14 protein-coding genes are annotated in these 19,193 nt (G+C 59.1%); 10 read left to right on the plus strand and 4 right to left on the minus strand.

Features of this window, described 5'->3' with window-relative positions; all coding sequences use genetic code 11:
• Window positions 1-38 precede the first annotated feature (38 nt).
• A complete protein-coding gene (locus ACURWW_RS09800; RefSeq protein ID WP_445617081.1) occupies window positions 39-1,634 on the plus strand; it encodes an MFS transporter in 1,596 nt (531 codons plus the stop codon).
• Window positions 1,635-1,660: 26 nt separating this feature from the next.
• On the opposite strand, the gene ACURWW_RS09805 is transcribed toward ACURWW_RS09800, so the two are convergent.
• Entirely contained in the window at window positions 1,661-2,941 is a 1,281-nt protein-coding gene (locus ACURWW_RS09805) for an amidohydrolase (protein ID WP_445617082.1), read from the minus strand.
• A 196-nt stretch (window positions 2,942-3,137) separates the two neighbouring features.
• Here ACURWW_RS09805 and ACURWW_RS09810 point away from each other — a divergent pair, with 196 nt between their 5' ends.
• From ACURWW_RS09810 to ACURWW_RS09820, 3 genes are all read left to right on the plus strand, one after another.
• Window positions 3,138-3,596, plus strand: a complete 459-nt coding sequence (locus ACURWW_RS09810; RefSeq protein WP_445617083.1) for a nuclear transport factor 2 family protein — start codon at window positions 3,138-3,140, stop codon at window positions 3,594-3,596.
• A 214-nt stretch (window positions 3,597-3,810) separates the two neighbouring features.
• Window positions 3,811-5,070: a hypothetical protein gene (locus ACURWW_RS09815; protein WP_445617084.1), complete on the plus strand. Its 1,260-nt coding sequence runs from the start codon at window positions 3,811-3,813 to the stop codon at window positions 5,068-5,070.
• Between the two features lie 225 nt (window positions 5,071-5,295).
• Entirely contained in the window at window positions 5,296-6,318 is a 1,023-nt protein-coding gene (locus tag ACURWW_RS09820) for a hypothetical protein (protein WP_445617085.1), read from the plus strand.
• A gap of 19 nt (window positions 6,319-6,337) precedes the next feature.
• Here ACURWW_RS09820 and ACURWW_RS09825 read toward each other — a convergent pair whose 3' ends face one another.
• Together ACURWW_RS09825 and ACURWW_RS09830 are read right to left on the minus strand one after the other, a co-directional pair.
• Window positions 6,338-6,844, minus strand: a complete 507-nt coding sequence (locus ACURWW_RS09825; protein WP_445617086.1) for a DoxX family protein — start codon at window positions 6,842-6,844, stop codon at window positions 6,338-6,340.
• A gap of 16 nt (window positions 6,845-6,860) precedes the next feature.
• Window positions 6,861-7,556: an FMN-dependent NADH-azoreductase gene (locus ACURWW_RS09830; protein WP_445617087.1), complete on the minus strand. Its 696-nt coding sequence runs from the start codon at window positions 7,554-7,556 to the stop codon at window positions 6,861-6,863.
• Window positions 7,557-7,697: 141 nt separating this feature from the next.
• Here ACURWW_RS09830 and gcvA point away from each other — a divergent pair, with 141 nt between their 5' ends.
• Complete coding sequence (gcvA, locus tag ACURWW_RS09835) at window positions 7,698-8,597, plus strand: transcriptional regulator GcvA (protein ID WP_445617088.1); 900 nt, start codon at window positions 7,698-7,700, stop codon at window positions 8,595-8,597.
• Between the two features lie 348 nt (window positions 8,598-8,945).
• Here gcvA and ACURWW_RS09840 read toward each other — a convergent pair whose 3' ends face one another.
• Window positions 8,946-9,926, minus strand: a complete 981-nt coding sequence (locus ACURWW_RS09840; RefSeq protein ID WP_445617089.1) for a transposase — start codon at window positions 9,924-9,926, stop codon at window positions 8,946-8,948.
• Window positions 9,927-10,334: 408 nt separating this feature from the next.
• Between ACURWW_RS09840 and ACURWW_RS09845 the strand changes: the two genes are divergently transcribed.
• From ACURWW_RS09845 to ACURWW_RS09865, 5 genes are all read left to right on the plus strand, one after another.
• Window positions 10,335-11,822 carry a GEVED domain-containing protein gene (locus tag ACURWW_RS09845; protein WP_445617090.1) on the plus strand — a complete coding sequence of 496 codons (1,488 nt, stop codon included), beginning with the start codon at window positions 10,335-10,337 and terminating at the stop codon, window positions 11,820-11,822.
• Window positions 11,823-12,182: 360 nt separating this feature from the next.
• Window positions 12,183-13,322 (plus strand): hypothetical protein, encoded by a 1,140-nt coding sequence (locus ACURWW_RS09850; RefSeq protein ID WP_445617091.1) that lies wholly within the window; start codon window positions 12,183-12,185, stop codon window positions 13,320-13,322.
• Between the two features lie 11 nt (window positions 13,323-13,333).
• Window positions 13,334-14,143 (plus strand): MotA/TolQ/ExbB proton channel family protein, encoded by an 810-nt coding sequence (locus ACURWW_RS09855; RefSeq protein ID WP_445617092.1) that lies wholly within the window; start codon window positions 13,334-13,336, stop codon window positions 14,141-14,143.
• Window positions 14,140-14,784 (plus strand): OmpA/MotB family protein, encoded by a 645-nt coding sequence (locus ACURWW_RS09860; RefSeq protein ID WP_445617093.1) that lies wholly within the window; start codon window positions 14,140-14,142, stop codon window positions 14,782-14,784. Before ACURWW_RS09855 ends, ACURWW_RS09860 begins: the two co-directional genes overlap by 4 nt.
• Before the next feature lie 43 nt (window positions 14,785-14,827).
• Window positions 14,828-19,144, plus strand: a complete 4,317-nt coding sequence (locus ACURWW_RS09865) for an AAA domain-containing protein (RefSeq protein ID WP_445617094.1) — start codon at window positions 14,828-14,830, stop codon at window positions 19,142-19,144.
• Window positions 19,145-19,193 lie beyond the last annotated feature (49 nt).

Here is a 19,193-nt window from a genome sequence, read left to right on the forward strand (position 1 = left end):
TTAGACTCGCCCACCTTTTTGATCGTCGGAGATTCAGAATGACAGCCGCTATACCGGGCGAAGCCCCGCAATCGGGCCAGGACGTTCATCCGCGCAGGGCCAGCGCACGCGAGTGGTGGGGCCTGGCGGTTCTGATCCTGCCCACCGTTCTGCTGGCCCTGGACATGACGGTGCTGCATCTGGCCGTGCCCGCGCTCAGCGCCGATCTCAAACCCACCAGCGCCCAGCTCCTCTGGATTCTGGACATTTACGGGTTCATGATCGCGGGCTTTCTCATCACCATGGGCACTCTTGGGGATCGAATCGGTCGCCGCAAGCTCCTGCTGGCAGGGGCCACCGCCTTCGGTGCTGCCTCAGCCGTGGCTGCATTCTCCACCAGCGCGGAAATGCTCATTGCCACCCGGGCACTGCTGGGCATTGCGGGCGCGACCCTCATGCCGTCCACTCTGTCGCTGATCCGCAACATGTTCCAGGTGGACAGTGAGCGCACGATTGCCATTACCGTCTGGATGGCCGGATTCCTGGTGGGCAGCTCCATCGGCCCCCTGGTCGGCGGCGCCATTCTGGAGTTCTACTGGTGGGGCGCCGCCTTCCTGCTGGGCGTGCCGGTGATGGTATTGCTGCTGATCAGCGGCCCCATTCTGCTGCCGGAATTTCGCGATGAAAATGCGGGCCGGCTGGATTTTGCCAGCGCGTTGTTGAGCATCGCCAGTCTGCTGATGATCATGTACGGCCTGAAGGACATGGCTCGCAATGGCCTTGCCCTGGTTCCTCTACTGGTGATTGTGCTTGGCGCGATGGTGGGGTTGGTGTTCGTCCGCCGGCAGCGGACCCTTGAGGACCCCATGTTCGAACTGGGGCTGTTCAGGAACCCCGGTTTCAGCGCGGCGGTGGTGGCCATGCTGTTCACCATTCTGGCCCTGTCCGGCTCCTGGTTGATGCTCTTTCAATATCTACAGGGAGTGCTCGGCCTGTCGCCGCTGGAGGCGGGTTTGGTGACGATCCCCTCTCACGTGGTTCAGGTGGCCGTAGCGCTTCTGTTGCCCCGCTATGCCCAACGATTCAGTGCAGAGCGATTGATACCCGCCGGTCTGCTTCTCGCGGCGCCGGGGTTTCTGCTCCTGACTCAGGTGGGCGGCCCCAACAGCGTGGCGCTGTTCATCCTGAGCTCGGTCATCATGGGCACGGGCGTCATGCCCATGATGGTGCTGGGCACCGATCTGGTGGTCAGCTCCGCTCCGGGCGAGAAAGCCGGAGCAGCATCCGCGACCTCGGAAACGGCAACGGAGCTGGGGTTTGCACTGGGTATCGCGGTCATCGGCAGTACCGCTGCTGCTGTATACCGCTACACGCTGGGTAAAACGCTGCCCGTGGACGTGCCGCCCGAAACCGCCATTCTTGCCACGGATTCCCTCGGCGGCGCACTGGCAGCGGCCGCGGAACTGAGTGGCACTTCCGGCGCAATCCTGGTGCGGGCGGCGCAGGATGCATTCAGCACCGCGCTCGATGTCAACGCGGTGATCGGGGCAGTGATTCTGTTGGGCACAGCGGTGTTTACAGCCGTGTTCCTGCGGCCCCCCACAGTCCGCGACGGAGCCGTCGAAGAGTCTGGCGCAAATCCCGGCCCCGGCTAGCCGAACCGGCCCCGCCGAGCGGGCCGTTACTCGGCGCCGCTCATGGTCAGGTAATCCAGAGCCAGGTGGGTCATGGCCCGCACTCCGATCGGCAGGGCCCGCTCGTCCGCGTAGAAGCGGGGCGAGTGATTTGGCGCGGGGTTCGGGTCATTGGGGTCCGCCACGCCGAGGAAGAAAAACATGCCCGGGATTTCAAGCTGATAGCGGGAGAAGTCTTCGGCGGTGGTGACGCGCGGCACCTCCATGGCCTGGTTATTCAGCGCCACCCGCTCGAGCGTCGGGATCATGCGCCGGGTCAGTTCCACATTGTTGGCGGTGACCGGCGGGCCGGACTGGATGTTCACCGTCGCTCTGGCGCCAGCGGCCTCGGCGATTGCGGTGGCGGTCTGCTCAATGCGCCGGTGAATGTCCGCCCGGACCTTCTCGTCAAAGGTGCGAATCGTCCCCTCCAGTTCCACCTGCTCGGGAATGATATTGCTGCGAACACCGCCTTGGATTCGGCCCACCGATATGATGGAGGGGGTGAGGGTGGCATTGAGCTGGCGGCTGACGATGGTCTGCAGGCCCATCACGATCTGGGAGCTCACCACCACAGGGTCCACCCCGCCCCAGGGCACGGCGCCGTGGGTTTGCTTGCCTTCCACCGCGATCTGAAAACTGTCGGAGCTGGCCATGAACTGCCCGGGCCGGTAGCCGATGGTGCCCAGCGGTGAAGGTCCAACATGCAGACCGAAAATCGCTTCCACATCTTCGAGGACGCCCTCTTCGATCATCAGCTCCGCGCCTCCCTCTTCACCAGGAGGAGGGCCCTCTTCCGCAGGCTGAAATATGAACTTGACCGTGCCCGGAATGTTGTCCCGCATTTCTGCCAGCACTTGTGCTGTGGCCATCAGGATGGCCACGTGATTGTCGTGGCCACAGGCATGCATCACGCCCACTTCCTTGCCCAGGTATTCGGTTGTTGCTGTGGAGGCGAAGGGCAGATCCACCTGCTCCGTGACCGGCAGCGCATCCATGTCGGCCCGCAAGGCGATGACAGGTCCGTCCAGTCCGCCCCGAAGGATACCCACCACGCCCGTATGGGCCACTTCTGTTCGCACTTCCATGCCCAGCGAGCGCAGGTGCTCCGCCACCCGTTGCGCGGTACGAAACTCCCGGTTGCCCAGTTCCGGGTGCTGGTGGATGTCCCGTCGCCAGGCGACCACCTTGTCCTCCACCGTACTGAGCAATCCATCGGCGATCGCGTTAAGGTTTTCGGCCTGGCTGCAAAGAGGCAGTGCAAGTAGCAGCAAGAGCAGGGTGCGCATGGTCATTCTCCTCGGATTCCGGGGGCGGGCTGATTCATCGGCAGTTAACCGGAGATGGTACGGCGCGCAGGAGCGTGCATCAAATGGTTCATGTATGGAAAGGTTAGGGATCTGCTGTTCGCCAGCGACTGTGTGTATGATGCCAGGACCTATGGAATGGCTACACCGATATAACCAATAGTGAGGACTTATGAGCTTGAAAAAATCAATTTTTGCCCTGCTTCTGGGCACCCTTGCCATCGCGAGCGCGGTGCCGGCACTGGCTGGCGGCCTCAAGGCCCAGGACTATGCGGAAATCCAGCAGCTCTACGCGCAGTACAACTGGGCCATCGACACGGGCGACGGGGAAGCCTATGCGGACACGTTTACACCCGACGGAGTTTTCAACAGCTTCGAAGGCCGCGATGCGCTGGTGGGCTTCATCAAACGCTGGACCGAGCAGATGAACGGCGCTACCCGCAAGCACTGGAACAGCAACCTGAGGATTACCGGCGACGGCAAGACCGCCAAAGGTTCCGTGTATCTGATGCTCGTGGACACCAGCACTCAGCCTGCCACGATTCTCTCCACCGGGACCTATTCCGATGAATTGGTTAAAACCCGTGACGGTTGGCGGTTCAGCAAGCGCAGCGTCCAGACCGGTCAGGCCAAGTAGTTCCCGTCTCCCTGTCGGGTTTCGCACCTCGTGCGGAACCCCGACTCCCACCTGCGCGTCTTACCTCCTTCAGAGCACCGCGCGACGCATTCCGCAGACTTGTGATCCCGTTTCGATGCTTTCGCTGAGCCAGTTCCGGCGCCGGCTTGTTGCGGCCCTGTAAAGTAATGCGATCTTGTAAAAAATGTTCATGTTGCAGCAAGGACGGACGTTGATGTCATCCAGTCGATCAGTTCTGCTTCTAGCCTGTGTGCTGTTTTTCTTCGCCGCAATTGCGGCTGAAACCGCCCGGACGGCAGACGCAAGCACTTATGAATTGCGTTACAACGTTGACTTGCTTCCGTCAGAGCAGGCTGCCCTTGTGACCGTGGCCATTCCCGACGCGCGCCTGCTGCGGGAACTGGATTTCCGGATTGATTCCCGGGTCCACAGTGAGTTCCGGGCCAACGGTACACTCGAGGTGGAAAACGAACGGGCTCGATGGACTCCGCCCGCGGACGACGCGCGGCTCACCTTGCGAGTGAAGATCCCCAGCGAGCGCGACCCGGGTGAGTACGATGCGTACATCAACGATGATTGGGCCATATTTCGCGGCGATGACCTGGTTCCCCCGGCGACCGTGCGTTCTGTAAAAGGAGCTGAATCCCGGGCCACCTTGCACTTCGACTTGCCGAAGGGCTGGCCGAGCGTCAATACCGGTTGGCCCCGGGATGAGGCAGGCCAGGGCTTTCTGGTGGACAATCCGCAACGCCGCTTTGACCGGCCCACGGGCTGGATGATCGCGGGAAAAACCGGCACTCGTCGCGACCGGGTCGGGCAGACCCGAATCTCCGTCAGCGCTCCGGTGGGCACCCGTCTGCACCGCATGGATGTGCTCAGTTTTCTCAACTTCGTGTGGCCGGAACTGGAAAATGTGTTCCGGGCCACACCACCCCGGTTGTTGATCGTTGGCGCGGGAGAGCCCATGTGGCGGGGCGGCCTCTCCGGACCCAACTCGCTCTTTTTGCACGCGGACCGCCCGCTGGTGAGCGAAAATGGAACCAGTGCCCTGATCCACGAACTGGTCCATATGGTGGGCAGCATTCGCGGCAAAAAAGGCCATGACTGGATTGCCGAGGGCATCGCGGAGTTTTACGCCGTGGAGCTGCTTCACCGTGCCGGGGGAATGACCGATGCCCGCCGGGAAAAAGTGTTCGACGACCTGGGCCAGTGGGGAGCGGATGTAGAAACCTTGATTGCACCACACTCAACCGGCGCGCGAACTGCGCGCGCCACGATTTTGTTTCGCTCCCTTGACCAGGAAATCCGCAAGCACAGCCGGGGCGGCTACACGCTGGACGATGTAGTCCCGCAGCTCATGGACCGCAAAACCTCGTTGCAGGATTTGCGTGACAGGGTGGAGGCGCTTACGGGGAAGCGTTCACGAGTGCTCGCCAGTGACCTGTTGGCCGGTGGGGAAGATTCGAACTCCTGAACGCCAATCGCTGCTTGTCCGACCAGTCACAGGTGAATCACCACGCCCATTTAAAAAAATTTACGAAGTACTTCTCAATCGATATTTACAAGGGCAACGCTCTGATGGATGCTTCCCAGATATTGGCAATGCCCGGCACCATCCGACCATAACAACCCATAAGAATGATTCTTGCCCGCGCGGCTCAGTCCCAGGGTAAGGCCAGTCGCTTGAGGAGCTTCCATCATGACGATCAAGTCATCGTTTGCCGCAAAACTCGGAATCACCACACTCGCCGTTGCTTTCACCATCCCCGCCTTCGCCGCCGAGCGCCCCGACCTCACCGGGATCTGGACCAATATTTCCATGACGGAGCTGAGCCGCCCCAAGGGGATCGATAAACTCGTGCTCACACCCCAGGAGGCGGACAACGTGGCGAAGGGGCTGCCCATTGCCGGTATCCCCCGGGACCAGATCGAAGCCGATGACTACACGGACCCGGACGCAGGTGCGCCGCCCGCCGGCAGTATTGATTTTGGAGTGCGTGGCTACAACGCCTTCTGGACCGATCCCGGCGAGAGTCTGGCGCTGGTGAAGGGCGAGTATCGTTCCTCCTACATCGTAGAGCCGGAAAACGGGCAGATTCCCCGCCGCGCCGGTGCCTGGGAACAGCGGGGCGGAATCAATCGCTACGTGACGGGCATTGGCGGCAACGAGGGGCCCGAAGCCATGCCACTGTCAGAACGTTGCCTGATCGGTTTCGGAAACACCGCAGGGCCCGGCATGCTCAGCGTTCTGTACAACAATAACTATCAGTTCGTGCAGACCGATGACCACCTGATGATTCTGGTGGAGATGGTGCACGATGCCCGCATTATTCCAATTTTTGATTCGGCTGACGAAGCACGCGCGAACCACCGGCCCGCGGTCATGAAACCCTGGTTCGGAGACTCCGTGGGCTGGTACGAAGGCGATGCCCTCGTTGTGGAAACCATCAACATCCGCCCGGAGCAGGCGGCCAACAGCTCCATTCGCATCACCGACAAGGGCCACATCATTGAACGCTTCGAACGCCATTCGGATACGGAGATCTTTTACGCCTTCACCGTGCATGACGATACCCTCTATACCCAGCCCTGGACCGCAGAACTGAGCTTCCACGCCACCGAAGGTCCGGTCTATGAATACGCGTGTCACGAGGGCAACTACGCCATGGAGAATATTCTCCGCGGCGCGCGCCTGCAGGAAGAAAAAGCGGCCAGCAAGTAGTGGCCGCTTAACCAAAAACCTAATCGACTTCGGGTTCAAACCCGCGTTGGTGGAAGGTGAGGGGGGTGGCGCGTGGCGAGCGCCGGCAAAAATCCGCCCAGGCGATCAGCAGCATCTGCAAGGGGGCGCGAATGAGCAGATAAACGGGTCCCCACTCATGTCCCCCCATGCCCACCTGATTCCAGGCCGCGTAAATGTTCGCCGGGAAGAAGGTAACAAGAACCACGAGCGCTGCCGAGGCGGCGAGGTGTCCATACCTGCGGCTGAACAAGGCAAGACCGATCACCACCTCCAGAACGCCGGTTGCGTAAATCAGTAGTTCCCGGGCTGGAACCCATGGAGGCAGCATGGCCACCATCGCGGTGGTGCGCGCGAAGTGACCCAGGGCGAAGAACAGAAAGCTCAGCCCGAGTCCCGTGAACGCCCAGCGGGGGAAATCCGGCGGCGCGTTGCGCAGGTGACAGAGAATCAAGCCCACAAGGCCGGGCAGAAACAGCAGACCGAGAATAATCGCGGGAGTTGTCATGGAGCATCCTCGCTGTTCAGGCCGAGGCCAGCGCCACGGGGTTCAAACTCTTGGCCAGCGAGTTCACCAGCCGGTCCACCTGACTTTCGGCATTGGCGATGGATGCCGCCAGCAATTCGCCGCCAAATTCCTGGCATTCGATGGCGACGCAGTGAAACTGCTCGATGCCGATAAACCCGAGTGCGGTTTTCACGTGCGGCTCCAGGTGGTTCATATGGGCCAGCTCGCCGCCGGGTTCAAGTCCTTGCCCACCTCGTGAGCTCAGGATGACGGCGTGGCGTTCACGGTCCGTAAGCAGGGGGGTGAACGGGTCGTCCAGCTTGCTTGGGTCGAAATCCACGGTCTTGCCGACCCGGACAATCTGGTCGATCCACGTTTTCAGAGCGGCGGGCATGCCGAAGTTATAGAGCGGCGCCCCGATCAGCAGAACGTCAGCGGCCAGCACCTCTTCGATCAGCCGATCGCTTTCGGCCAGTACGGCCGCCATGCGCGGCTCCCATTGTTCCGGTCCGGCAAAGGCCGCCTCAATCCATGCGCCATCGATATGAGAGGGAGGGGTGGCGCCCAGGTCCCGGTAGATCACCTCATCGCCGAGGCAGTTGGACTTCCAGCCCTGGACAAAGCGATGGGTCAATCGGCGGGTAAGCGACCCGTGGGAGTGGGTGCCGGCGCGGCCCGGGCGGGCGCTGGCGTCCAGTTGCAGCAGAGTCATCGTGACAGCTCCTTATCCTGAATCAAATTCATCCACCGCCGCTTGGCAATCAGCGACGTTGACAGTGAGTGCAGGCTAGTTCGATACTCCGGGCTCCACAAACGACGATTTTTTTCGATTCCGGTAAAAATTTTCTCATCCATGAGCCAACGTCGACTCCCTTCACTTTCCGCCCTGCGCGCCTTCGAAGCGGCAGCGCGCCATCAAAGCGCCAAACGGGCAGCGGAGGAACTCGCCGTAACACCCACGGCGGTCAGTCATCAGATCCGCGCCCTTGAAAGTTCGCTTGGGCTCGCGCTCTTCATCCGTAAGCCGCGTCAGTTGGAACTCACGCCCCAGGGCCGCGAGTTGCAGGCGGTATTGGAATCCGCATTCCATAACATCCAGAGCGTGGTGCAGCGCTTGAAAGCCGCGCCGGCCCGGCAAGCTGTCACCCTGAGCACTACCCCCTCCATTGCGGTGCGTTGGCTGCTTCCCTGGGTGTGTCAGCTGCGCGAGCTCCACCCGCAGATTGACCTGCGAATTCATGCGTCCCACGAGCCTGTGCCGTTGGACGGAACCAGTGCCGACGTCGCGATCCGTTATGGCGATGGCCGCTGGCCGGGACTCGTATCGGAAAAACTGTTTGATAACATCTTCGTGCCCGCCTGCAGTCCCTCCCTTGGTTTGAACGACCCCGCTGATCTGCCCCGGCACCCTCTCATTCATTTCCAGCCACCCGGCGCCATCAGCCACCCGGTCGACTGGGCCGCCTGGCAAGGCCGGGCGCAGATCCAGGGCCTGGACGTCACCGCCGGCCTGGTGTTCTCCGACGAAACCCACGCAGTCAGCGCCGCCCTGGCTGGACAAGGCGTCGCCCTCATGAGCCGCGCATTGGTTGCAGAAGAAATAGATCAGGGCCGCCTGATCGAACCCTTCGGCCCGGTCCTCGAAGGCAAGCCCTTTTTCCTCGTCTATCCCGAACAGCGTAGCAACGAACCCGCAATCCTCGCGATCCGAGACTGGATTCGAAGCGGCCCCGGCCTCACTCCCACCGAATAACCTCTCTTCCTCCTCTCGGGACACACACCGGTGTGGATTTTCACCCTTTCTATCGGGACACACACGCCTACTGTTACCGGTGCTTCTTAACGGGACACACATGTTTGGTTGGTTACCGGTGTTACCGGGACACACATGTTTGGTTGGGAATCCCCTTACCGGGACACACAGCTCGCTTACTTGCATATGTCTGCGCGCATGGACAGGCATCGGTTTCCCGTAGTAGATCGGCAACGCACAGATATGGAATTGTAGCGTGGGAAGGTAAAATGGAAGAAGATCAGGGAGAAGGTGACAGTCCCGCAAAGGAGACTTGATTGATGCAGTACGGCGGGTAGAAGTTGTCGCTCAAAGGAGCTGTCGGCACACAGAAAGCCCAGGTGTTCGTCGGTAGCCGAGCGTTTTACAAACCCTTTTCAGCTCAAACCAGTTGCCAACCATCGACTTAAACCTGGATTCGAAATTGGTGGCCATGAACAGCCAGTGACGCGGTTCGAGCTGGAGCCGTGAAAGAACGGGAGGAAGGGTGTTTTTGATCGCTCCACGCTTGCCTTCTCTAACCATACGACCAGTCCACTCCACGAGTTGGATGTAGTCGTGGCAGCTAAAAGGCATCGCCTTTGAGGTCGGCTTGCGGGCGCTGTCTTCAAAAGGCATCAGCGAAACAGGTTGTTGTGAAATTGCGCCGTCCGCCACGGCAACAAGACGCCGTCGGATGCTGGTGTACTCTGACTGTTCAGGGGTGTCGGCCAGTTTCGCCCGGACGGGGTTGAGGTCGACGTAGGTCATGCAAGCGGCCAGTGCTTTCTCGTCGAGAAGTGCCTGAGACTTGAATCGGCTCTCCCAGAATTTGCCCGTGCAGTTGTCTTCCCGATTGGCTTCCCGCGCAATCGGTTCGTTCAAAAGCTTCATGAACCAGGAGATGCTGCATAGCCGATTCCGCCACTCGTCCAACTTGGGCGCAAGCTCATCGCGCTCGTCCTCGGACAGGGGGCGTCCGCGCTCAAATCGTTGCGAAAGCGGAGTTCCGCGACATAGGCGATGCCACCGCTGGCACACCTCAAGATCGCTCCACTGAACGATTCTGTCGCGATCTACATGCAGAACAACATGAAAATGGTTCGACATGACTGCATAAGCGCAGATGTCGATCGAAAACACCTGGCTCAACTCCAGGATCCTGTTTTCGATCCACTTTCGTCGATGTTCGAAAGATCGCCCGGAGACCGCATCGACACCACACAGGAATGCTCGCCGTACGCAGCGGGCGGTCACGTGGTAGTAGGGAGTTGCCTCAAGCGAAACGATGTTCTTGCGAGGGATTGGCACGTCAACGTTCCTTGTGTTGTTGCCCGTGGATGAATATACAGTATTGGATCGGGTTTGGTCAAACCCTCGAAGTGAAGCGTGAATGCGTGTCCCGCAATCGTGTCCCCAATGATCGGTGTTGTGTTCGAAGCGAGCACATTCTGTGTGTCCTGGCAAATCACTGTGTGTCCTGGCAAGGGAAATCAAATCGGCTTGCCGGGCCACGCTGTTCAATCACCATGACCACCAGACCGGAGCGCTGTACAAATGGATAAACCATGCATGTCCAAGGAAAGAAGGGCAAGCCTGTGTGTCCAGGCAAAGAAAGGGATCGGTTGCGCGTTGGGTGCGGCTGAGGTAATTTGCTTTGGCGTTATTTTGTTTACGGAAACACGCAGTAAGGCTGCGGCATAAAATAAAAGGGAGTCTATGAAAAACTTTCGTCAGATCATACTTTTTTCTGGTTTTGCGCTCTCCAGTATTGGTGTCCAGGCTCTGGAAGAACCGGAGTACTGCGCGTCAAACGGCCTGTACTCCAATACCGAATGGATTGAATCGGTGGCTATCAACGGCGAGGAGTTTGTCTCAGGACAAAACGGGGGGTACCACGCCCATCCCGGGATAGTCGGAATGCATTCCGGTGATAATTCGCTGAGCGTGAATCCGGGTTACGGTGGTTCCGCCTACGTGGAGCACTGGAGAGCCTGGATCGACCTGAACAGCGACGGTATTTTCGAAGAAGAGGAGGTGCTGTTCGAGTTCTCGGGTAATACCAGCAATGATGTTGATGTCCACATTCCAGACGGGACCGAGGGTACTTCAAAACTCAGGATTGCCATGAAGTGGGGTGGCTATCCGGAACCGTGTGGAAGTTATACGTACGGAGAAACGGAAGACTTCACCGTTTTTATCGAAGGTGAAGGCGAGGACGGTCCTGATCTCCCTTACCACCTCGTGGCTGATTATGATTTTGAAGTTCAGCGCAACGGCAGTATTGGGGATACCGTTGTGTGGGTCGTGGAGAAGGACGGAGCAATAGTTCTGAAGCGAAACGCAAAATCCGAACTGGCCTTTCAGTACTGGAACAATACTCATGGCAGCGACATCCGAATCTGGCTCGAGCAGTACATTGCTGGAAGCTACGAGCGCGTATCGAATGTTATCGAATACACCCCGGGAATCACCGACAAGATCCAATTGAACATTGGGGAGGGTTATGAGTTGTCCCGAACCGGCTGGTATGGAGAAAGTGTCCAATGGGTGATCGAAGAAGACGGGGAGATTGTGCTGGAGCGCAATGCCACGGATGAATTTGTGTACACCTACCTAGGGAATACCGATGGCAGTAAGTATCGGGCATGGGTGCAGCAGTTCATCGACGGTGAATACCAGGTGGTATCCAATACCATTGAGTATGAAGTGGGCCAGGGCCAGTTCACGTTGACTGTGGACCAGCTGTTCGGCCTGAGTCGCAACGGGCAGCTTGGTGACTCGGTCCAATGGGTTGTTGAGAAGGATGGAGCGATCGTGCTGCAGCGTAACGCGGCGAACGAGCTTGAGTACACCTATTACAACAACTCGCCTGGGTCTTCGTTCCGTGTCTGGCTTCAAATGTTTGTCGACGGTGCGTATGAGGTCGTGTCCAATGTGGTCGTGTACGACGTACCGTCGAGCTATCCTTATACGGTTACTCTGGGTAGCAATTATGAGGTCATGCGGTCGGGCAGCCTTGGGGACAACGTGGTGTGGGTGGTCATCAAGGATGGAAGCCAGGCTCTGAAGCGCTCCGCCGGAAATGAGCTGAGTTACACCTATTACAGCAATACTCCCGGAAGCGTCATTCAGGTCTATCTGGAGGAATTCATCGACGGTTATTACCAGCCGGTGTCGAACATGGTCCAGTATACGGTTCAATAGCTTCTGAAACCTTCGCCTTCTCTCCCGCCGCTCAGGCGCGGAGGGAAGGCCCTTCTACTCTCCTCGCGTTCGATCCTGCCAAGGGGCCCCGTTCTGCCGCGCCCGCCCCACAAGTGTGGCCCAACAGCTTCGATGGATGTCGAGCACAGAGCACAGTCCAGCCTCGAACCAGGCCTCCGCTTGTGAACCTGTTCACACTGAACACGCCCCGAAGCAACCACAGACCTACGCCGTTGGCAGGATCAGCCCTCAGCCCATATCCTTCATTCTAAAGTCGTATATACTCGGCCGTTCAGCCCAACTCCGGGCAGACAATAAGAATTTGCATTTATTTGCCGCAGCAAACTTGGGGTGAGGTAAGTGGCAATCTTCGATAAAACGAAGCCGAAGGTCATCGCGGCCAAGGGCGAAGCGGACCTGTCCCGGGCGTCCTTGAGCAAGGAGTTGTCCGCCGTTGGTTATGATACCGACGGCAAGTTCTTTTACATCACCCTGGACAAAGTGCTGTTCGCCGATCCCACCTCCACCATCAAAACTGTACTGGACGCGCACGGTTTCGTCCCCAACCTGGAAAACATCCTCGCCTGCCTCGACAGCTTCGTTTTCGGTGTGTACGCCAAATCGGCCAACAAGAATCCGGAAGGCGCCGCCCTGAAGGTCAGTGAGTATTACCCCTGCATTCGCTTCGAACTCCCGCAGAAGAACAAGATCGGCGCGATCCTGCAAAGTTTCTATGACGAGATCGCCCGCTATGAATCCCAGAACAACGGCGACAGCAAAATACCTCTGCCGGACCCGGAGCGCAAACAACTCAAGGATCTGAAAAAGGAGGTCGCGGATCTCAAGCGGGAGAACCGGGATCTGCAGGACCAGGTGAGCGCTCTCACCATGCAGCTGAACCGGGAGCAGAAGTCCCTGAGCCGCGCATCACGCGCTCTCGATTCCCAGAAGGCGCTGCCGGAAAATGTCCGCATCTGCAAGGTGGAGCAGGTGGACTTGAAGCGCCGAATGGTGAAGTTGAGCAGCCAGCGCAAGGAGTTCGACATACCCACCCACCTGCTGGATCGGGTGCCCCAGTTCCAGGCCCGCTGCCTCACGATCTTTGATGATGAGCAGCAAGTGCCGGTGGGCATTATCTTCCTCGATAATCAGGAAGCGGCCAATGTGGAGCGGCGCACGGCGGAGCTGCTGTACGTGGAGGGTGACGCGTTCAAGGCCCGGGATTCGCGCCGCAATGAGTTGCAGGTGAAGGCCGTCAACGATGTGGAGGCCGACACCATCCGCCATTTGCGTCGGGGAATGAAGGTATTGGTCTCCATGAGCGAAGGCTATGTCGTGCGCTTCTCGCAGTTGACCGAGCTGGAACCGAAAGATTTTATCTTCAGAGTCCATGAGCAGTTTATTGTGGGCGACATCGGCCGCAATCAGTTGGTGCCGGTTGCGGGCGACGGCGCGCCGGCTGACAGCGCGCCCCCTGAATCAGCCACCTCCGAAACATAACAGGAAGCATCGTGAACAGTCTGATCGACAAAAAGTATCTGTCCGTAAGTAAAAAGCGTTTCGATCCCATCACTGTGGTCTTCAGCGTTGGCCTTCTGGTGGCGGTGCTGTTCAACGCCGTCGGCATGGACCTCGGGGAAGGCGGCGGATCGGATCAGTTGATCCTGTTCAATGATTTTCGCAGCTTCTTCTTCGTGGTGGGCGGAACCCTGGGCGTGCTCCTTTTTCAGTTTGATCTTGAGACCCTGGTGAAGACTCTGGGGCTGGTGTTGCGCTCTTTTATCGCCAACCCGGTCAAGCACCTGAACCCCACGATCGAGGAGTTGGACGAAACCATCATCAAATCCCGCAGTATCATGGATCTGCGCGAAGGCAAAGAGATCACCGGAGAGCTGCTGAACGACATCATCTACATGATCCGTCAGAAGCTGTTTTACGAGGAGATCGAGGATTTCGTCAGCAACCGGATCGCCACGATCTTCATGGGCCGCAAAATCGCCGTGGCCCTGCTGAACAAAGGGGCCAAGGTCGCCCCGGCCCTGGGTCTGCTGGGCACGGTGATCGGCCTGATCGAAGTTCTCCAATCCCTGGATGACCCCACTAACATCGGCCCGGCCATGTCCCTGGCACTGATGACGACGGCATTTGGCTCCGTGCTCGGTTCGCTGGTGTTTACGCCCCTGGCGGGGCGACTGGAGCATCACAATAGTGTCTATGTGGAAACCCACAAGTTGCTGATGAACCGGGTCAGCGTATTGATCCGGCGCGAGGACCGCATACTGGATATCACCCGGATGAACCGGAAAGTGGACGAGGCATGAAGCTGGATCAACTGATCACCGAACAGGACGAAGCAGGGCTGGATTCCTTCTATATCAGCTTCGGGGACCTGATGGTGATCCTGTGCGTGTTCTTCGTAATGCTCCTGTCCATGAGCAAGGTGGACGTGGGGTCCTTCGAGCGGCTGCGCAGCGTCATGACCGGCAGCACCGACGACACCCTGGTGGAACTGGCCGAATCCCTGCGCATCATCGTCGAGGAATCTCCGGGGGTACCCGGTGCCAACGTGGAGCTGGCGAAGGACGGCGTGCGGGTCAATCTGGATACCGCGGCCCTGTTTGCGCCCGGCAGCGCCGTGATCAAAACCAACGCCCTGGTGCAACTGGAGCCGGTCCTGGAAGAAATCTATCACACCGACTACCAGGTGGACGTTGAGGGGCACAGTGACGACGTGCCCTATTACCGGGTGATCGACGGGGAAACGGAAACCAACTGGAGTCTCAGCGGCAAGCGGGCCAGCAGCGTCATTCTGCATCTGCGCTCCATGGGCTTCGGGCCGGGGCGTCTGCGCGCTGTGGGCTACGCGGACACCCGGCCTATTGTGCCGGTCGACGGCATACGGGGTGTGGAACTTGAACAGGCGCGGGCGCGCAACCGCAGGGTTTCCCTGCTGATTCGCTGACCGGCACGATTTCGCAAGAGCTGAATAAAGGCAGAACAGCACCATGGCAATACCCGCTTTACGACGGCAGGGCATCGAGGTGAAGCTCACCCGGCGGGGTGATCGGCGCAATGCGTTCCGCATCGAGCGGTTTACCAACGACCACGGTTTTCAAGTCTACGCCCTCGAAAATACCGCCGAAGGGCGCAAGATTTTTGTGCCCCGGTTTGTGTTCGGCCGTTTCCGTGCCTGCGTTCGCAACCTCCTGAAGGACGAGATCAGTCGCCCCGAGCCTCTCCCTTTCGAAAGCTCTGTCAGCTTTCTTAATCGGGATTATTACTACTTCAAATCCTCTGCATCCGACATTGATAATTTGATCGTACAGGACATCGAAGAGCGCGAGGGGTCCTCCGGTTACATCACCGTCGGCCGCAGCAGTCTGCAGGCGCTGGATCAACTCCTCTACAGCGACAAGCTTCAGCACCCCAACGATGTACTGGAGGAAATCATTGCCTATCACAAGCTCTTCCAGTTCAGCTTTGTGAAGGGCAGCAAGAGCATCACCAGCGACCTGATCCTGCGCAAGGACGTGCTGCAGTCCATTGAGCGCTACACGCCGAGTCTGGCGCAAAAGACGGTGGAGGTGGACACCCGGGCCAAGAGTGCGGAGGACAAACCCAAGCAGCCACCGGGGAAGGCCGCACCCAAAACCAAGGCCCAGGCAAAACTCTACAAACCCAAGCTGGGCGAGCGATTCAACGAGAAGGATATCCGGGTTGATTACGACGAGATATTCGGCAGCAGCCGCATCAGTCTGGCTTCGGCAGGCTCCGGTTCCGAGGGTGATGGCGAAAAAATCCCCCGGGGCAAGAGCGCATTGTCCCAGTTTCCCGTGCCCCTTACCGGCGCGGAGATCAAGCGGTTCGAGACCGGGAAATACTACTTCGAACTGAGCCCGGAAGAGGCCTCCGATTTCCGCGAGCGCTTCATCGGGGACCGCTCCGCGGAGTTTTTTGTTGGCTTCGAGATAGTGGATGCGCTGTTCAGCTTCAACCGCTCCGTTCGTACCTTTCGCTTCCCGCTGTATTACGCCCGCGTCCGCATTCGTGAATCCGGTCGCGGTGTCCATCTGGAACTGGCCCACGAAGGCCGCTTTCATCTCAACTACCTCGCGCTGGCGCACCTGGTGGAGAAGTTCAGCGAGTCCCAGGCGGGCACCGATGTGGTGGAACGGTTCTTCACCAACTTGCTGGCCCAGGACATCAGCATCGATCGCCTGAACGATCGCATTCACGTGTCCCGTCACATGCCGGTGAAAGAAGCCGTATTCGACCGCACCCGGGAAATCCTCTTTGGCTACCAGGACGAGAACGGCAAGGGCGGGATTCTGGCGGACCTGAACGTGCGGGGAATCGAATGTGACCTGCAGAGCGTCTACCTCTATCGAGCACCAAAGCTGTTGAATCCGATTGATCAGGCTCTGGACCTGGACCTGGATCAGATCAACGAGGTGGCTCACCACTCCAGCAAACGTTTCTACAGCTCACTGCTGGGTCGCTTCCTCACGCCGGAGCAGGACGCGCCGGTGAAGAATGCGGGGGAGTTCGCGCCTCAGCTGTGGATGCCCGGCGCACTGCCCCAGAGTACGCGCAATCTGGTGGACAAGCTGAATCACCACGATATCGTGCTGCTGGAAGGACCGCCCGGAACCGGCAAGACCCACACCATCATGAATCTGCTGTTGCATTGCATCAACAGCGGTCAGCGAGTACTGGTGGTCAGCGACCAGCAGGCAGCCATTGAGGCTCTGGTGGAAAAACTGGAAGACTACCTGATCGGCGACGACCGGGGCGGTGCGGCGGAGCGTCGCTGGAAGGATCTCCTGTTCAGTGCCATCAAGGTGGTCGATCAGGTGGAGACCGGCGAACAAAGCCTGGAGGCACTGGTCGCGAATCTGGCCAAAAGCTTCAAGGTCCAGGAGCCGGACGCCGGGGCGGCGCCCCGGGGCGAGAAGCTGGAAAAGGACCTGCGCCAGCTCGGAAGCCGAATCGATGCACTGAGAACCCGCATCAATCAAACCATGCTGAGCCAGGTGGGGGAGGAAGTACCGTTCGACCGTCGCGTACTGGGGAAGGCGGAGGACGAGAGCCGAATCGAGAGTCTGCGCGAGTTTCTGGACCGGCTGCTCGACAGAAACCACAGCAACGGCACTGCGCATAAGATCATTACCGCCTTCATCGAGAATCGCTGCCAACTCCGGGACGACATGGCGGATTGCTATCAGTTCTTCAAGGTTCCCACCCGGAATTTTGCCGGCGACGTGCAGATGTTGAAAGACGATCTGAAACTTCTCGATCATATCATCGAGAATCGCCCGAACAGTCCCGAGGAATTCGACGCGATCATTGAGGGCCATCCCCGCCACGAAGTGATCCGGTATCTGGATTCACTGGTTCAGGCTCATTTGGCACAACCGGGCAACGGCCTGCAACGATTTATGCGCAAGCTTCGCTGGACGCTGCGCAAGCCATTGCAACGCCGCGCCGCGACCCTGCGGGCAATGGTCGGTGATCAGATTGCGCTGCTGGAACAGGCCGACAGTTGGTCGGCCGAGTTGCTGGATCTGCTCCGCGAGCTGCATGAATCGATTCGCCTCGGTGAGGCCCATCGCGCCCTGGGTTTGTTCCGTAGCCTCCAAGGCCGGTCCTCCGGCCGCTCCGCGGAAGCCTCCGTTCAGGGGGATTTGGAAGAGCTGGACGACTGCTACCGCCAGCAGGACAAGCTGGTTCGCCAACGGCTGGTGGAAAAACTCCGGTACATCGTGGATGGAGCCACCCGCCCCGGACGCCGGGGGGGCACCGACAGGATTACCAGCATCATGGCACTGGTGGACGATCTGAAGCAATTCAGCTCACTGGGGGAAGCGGGCAGTGTGTTCGAAGACCTTCGCCAGAAGCTGTTCGAGACGTTTCCGGTCTGGCTGGTGCGCAAGCAGGCCGTTCCCTTTCTGCTGCCGTGCAGTGAGCAGAGCTTCGACCTGGTGGTGGTGGATGAGGCCACCCAATGCCGGGTGGACGATTCCCTGTCGCTCATGTTTCGCGCCAGGAAAATGCTGGTGGTCGGCGACGACCGTCAGACCGTGCTGCAAAAGGACTCGGCAATCGATGACTATCTGTTCCGTGATCACGAACTGGATGAACACCTGCGCTCCACCCAGGCGCGCGGCTTCAAGGGTGGCGGTTCCCACATATTCGGTCTGGTGAAGGCCATCAAGGAAGCCTCGGTACTGCTGGATGAACACTATCGCTGCCCGGCAGACATCATCGAGTTTTCCAACCGGTACGTGTACGGAAATGAGCTGAACATCATGCAGTGGCGATTGCCGGAACATCCCTCCGCCGTGGTGGTGGATTATTCCGAGCAGTCGGTGAAAACCTCCAAGAAAGCCACCAGCGGCAAGTTCAAGGGCATCGAAACGGGCATGATCGACCGCTTTATGGATTACGTGGTCAGCTCCGTCAAGCGGATCGAAAAAACCACTGGCAAAAAGATCAACATGGAAACGGATGTTGCCCTGTGCTACTTCCTCCTCAAGAACGAGCCCTACGTTAAAGCCGTCAAGGACACTTACCTGCGCAAATTGAAACGCGGCGAGGATGTGCTGGACGGGGCGGGCGCCGCCCTGCAGGGCAAGGAGCGCGATTACATCTTCTATCTCTGGGACATGACCCGGCACAACCTGGGCGCGTTCAAGCAGGGGGATGACGCGGACAAGCGCAAGGGCGAGCTGAATGTACTCATGAGCCGGCCGAAAAAGAAAGCCTTTCATTTCCTGCACCGCAACTTCGAGCAGTTGGACCACAGCCGCACCAACATCAGCAGCTACTTGTGGCGCTCCTGGCAGCGGCAGGAGGACAAGGTTCAGGCGAAGGGGGAGCAGGGGGATGCGCTGCACGATTCGCTGCTCGGCGTGCTGCTCAATCTGAATCTGCAAACCTCCAGCCAGCGCAGCACCCGTGAGGCTCGCCAGCACCTGGAAGACCGGGCGATCGAGTTCCGCCCGGAGATTCGTGTGGGGGATGCAAGCCGGGTGGTGGATCTGATCGCCTTTCCCCGGGGCGACGCCCGGCGGGTGATCGGCCTGGTGGACCTGAGCGGTTTCGGCAGCGATGGGGAAGTGGGGCAGCGAGTGGTGGATTACTATTTTCAGCTCAAACGTGTTTCGCCGCGCATCGATCCGGTGTTTGTGTTTCCCCATGAAGTGATCGACGAAAGCGGTCAGAGCTTTCGTTCACTCCTCCACAAGCTGGAACAGCTCGACCTTGCCCGCGCGAACAGTACTCCCGAGGCCAGCGATGCGGCTGAACTGCAACCGGCCTGATGCAAAGTTTCGCAAAGTTGGAGGGTCGGGTTTTCCTGCAAGCTGTGTC

This window comes from Gilvimarinus sp. F26214L (genome assembly GCF_054401055.1).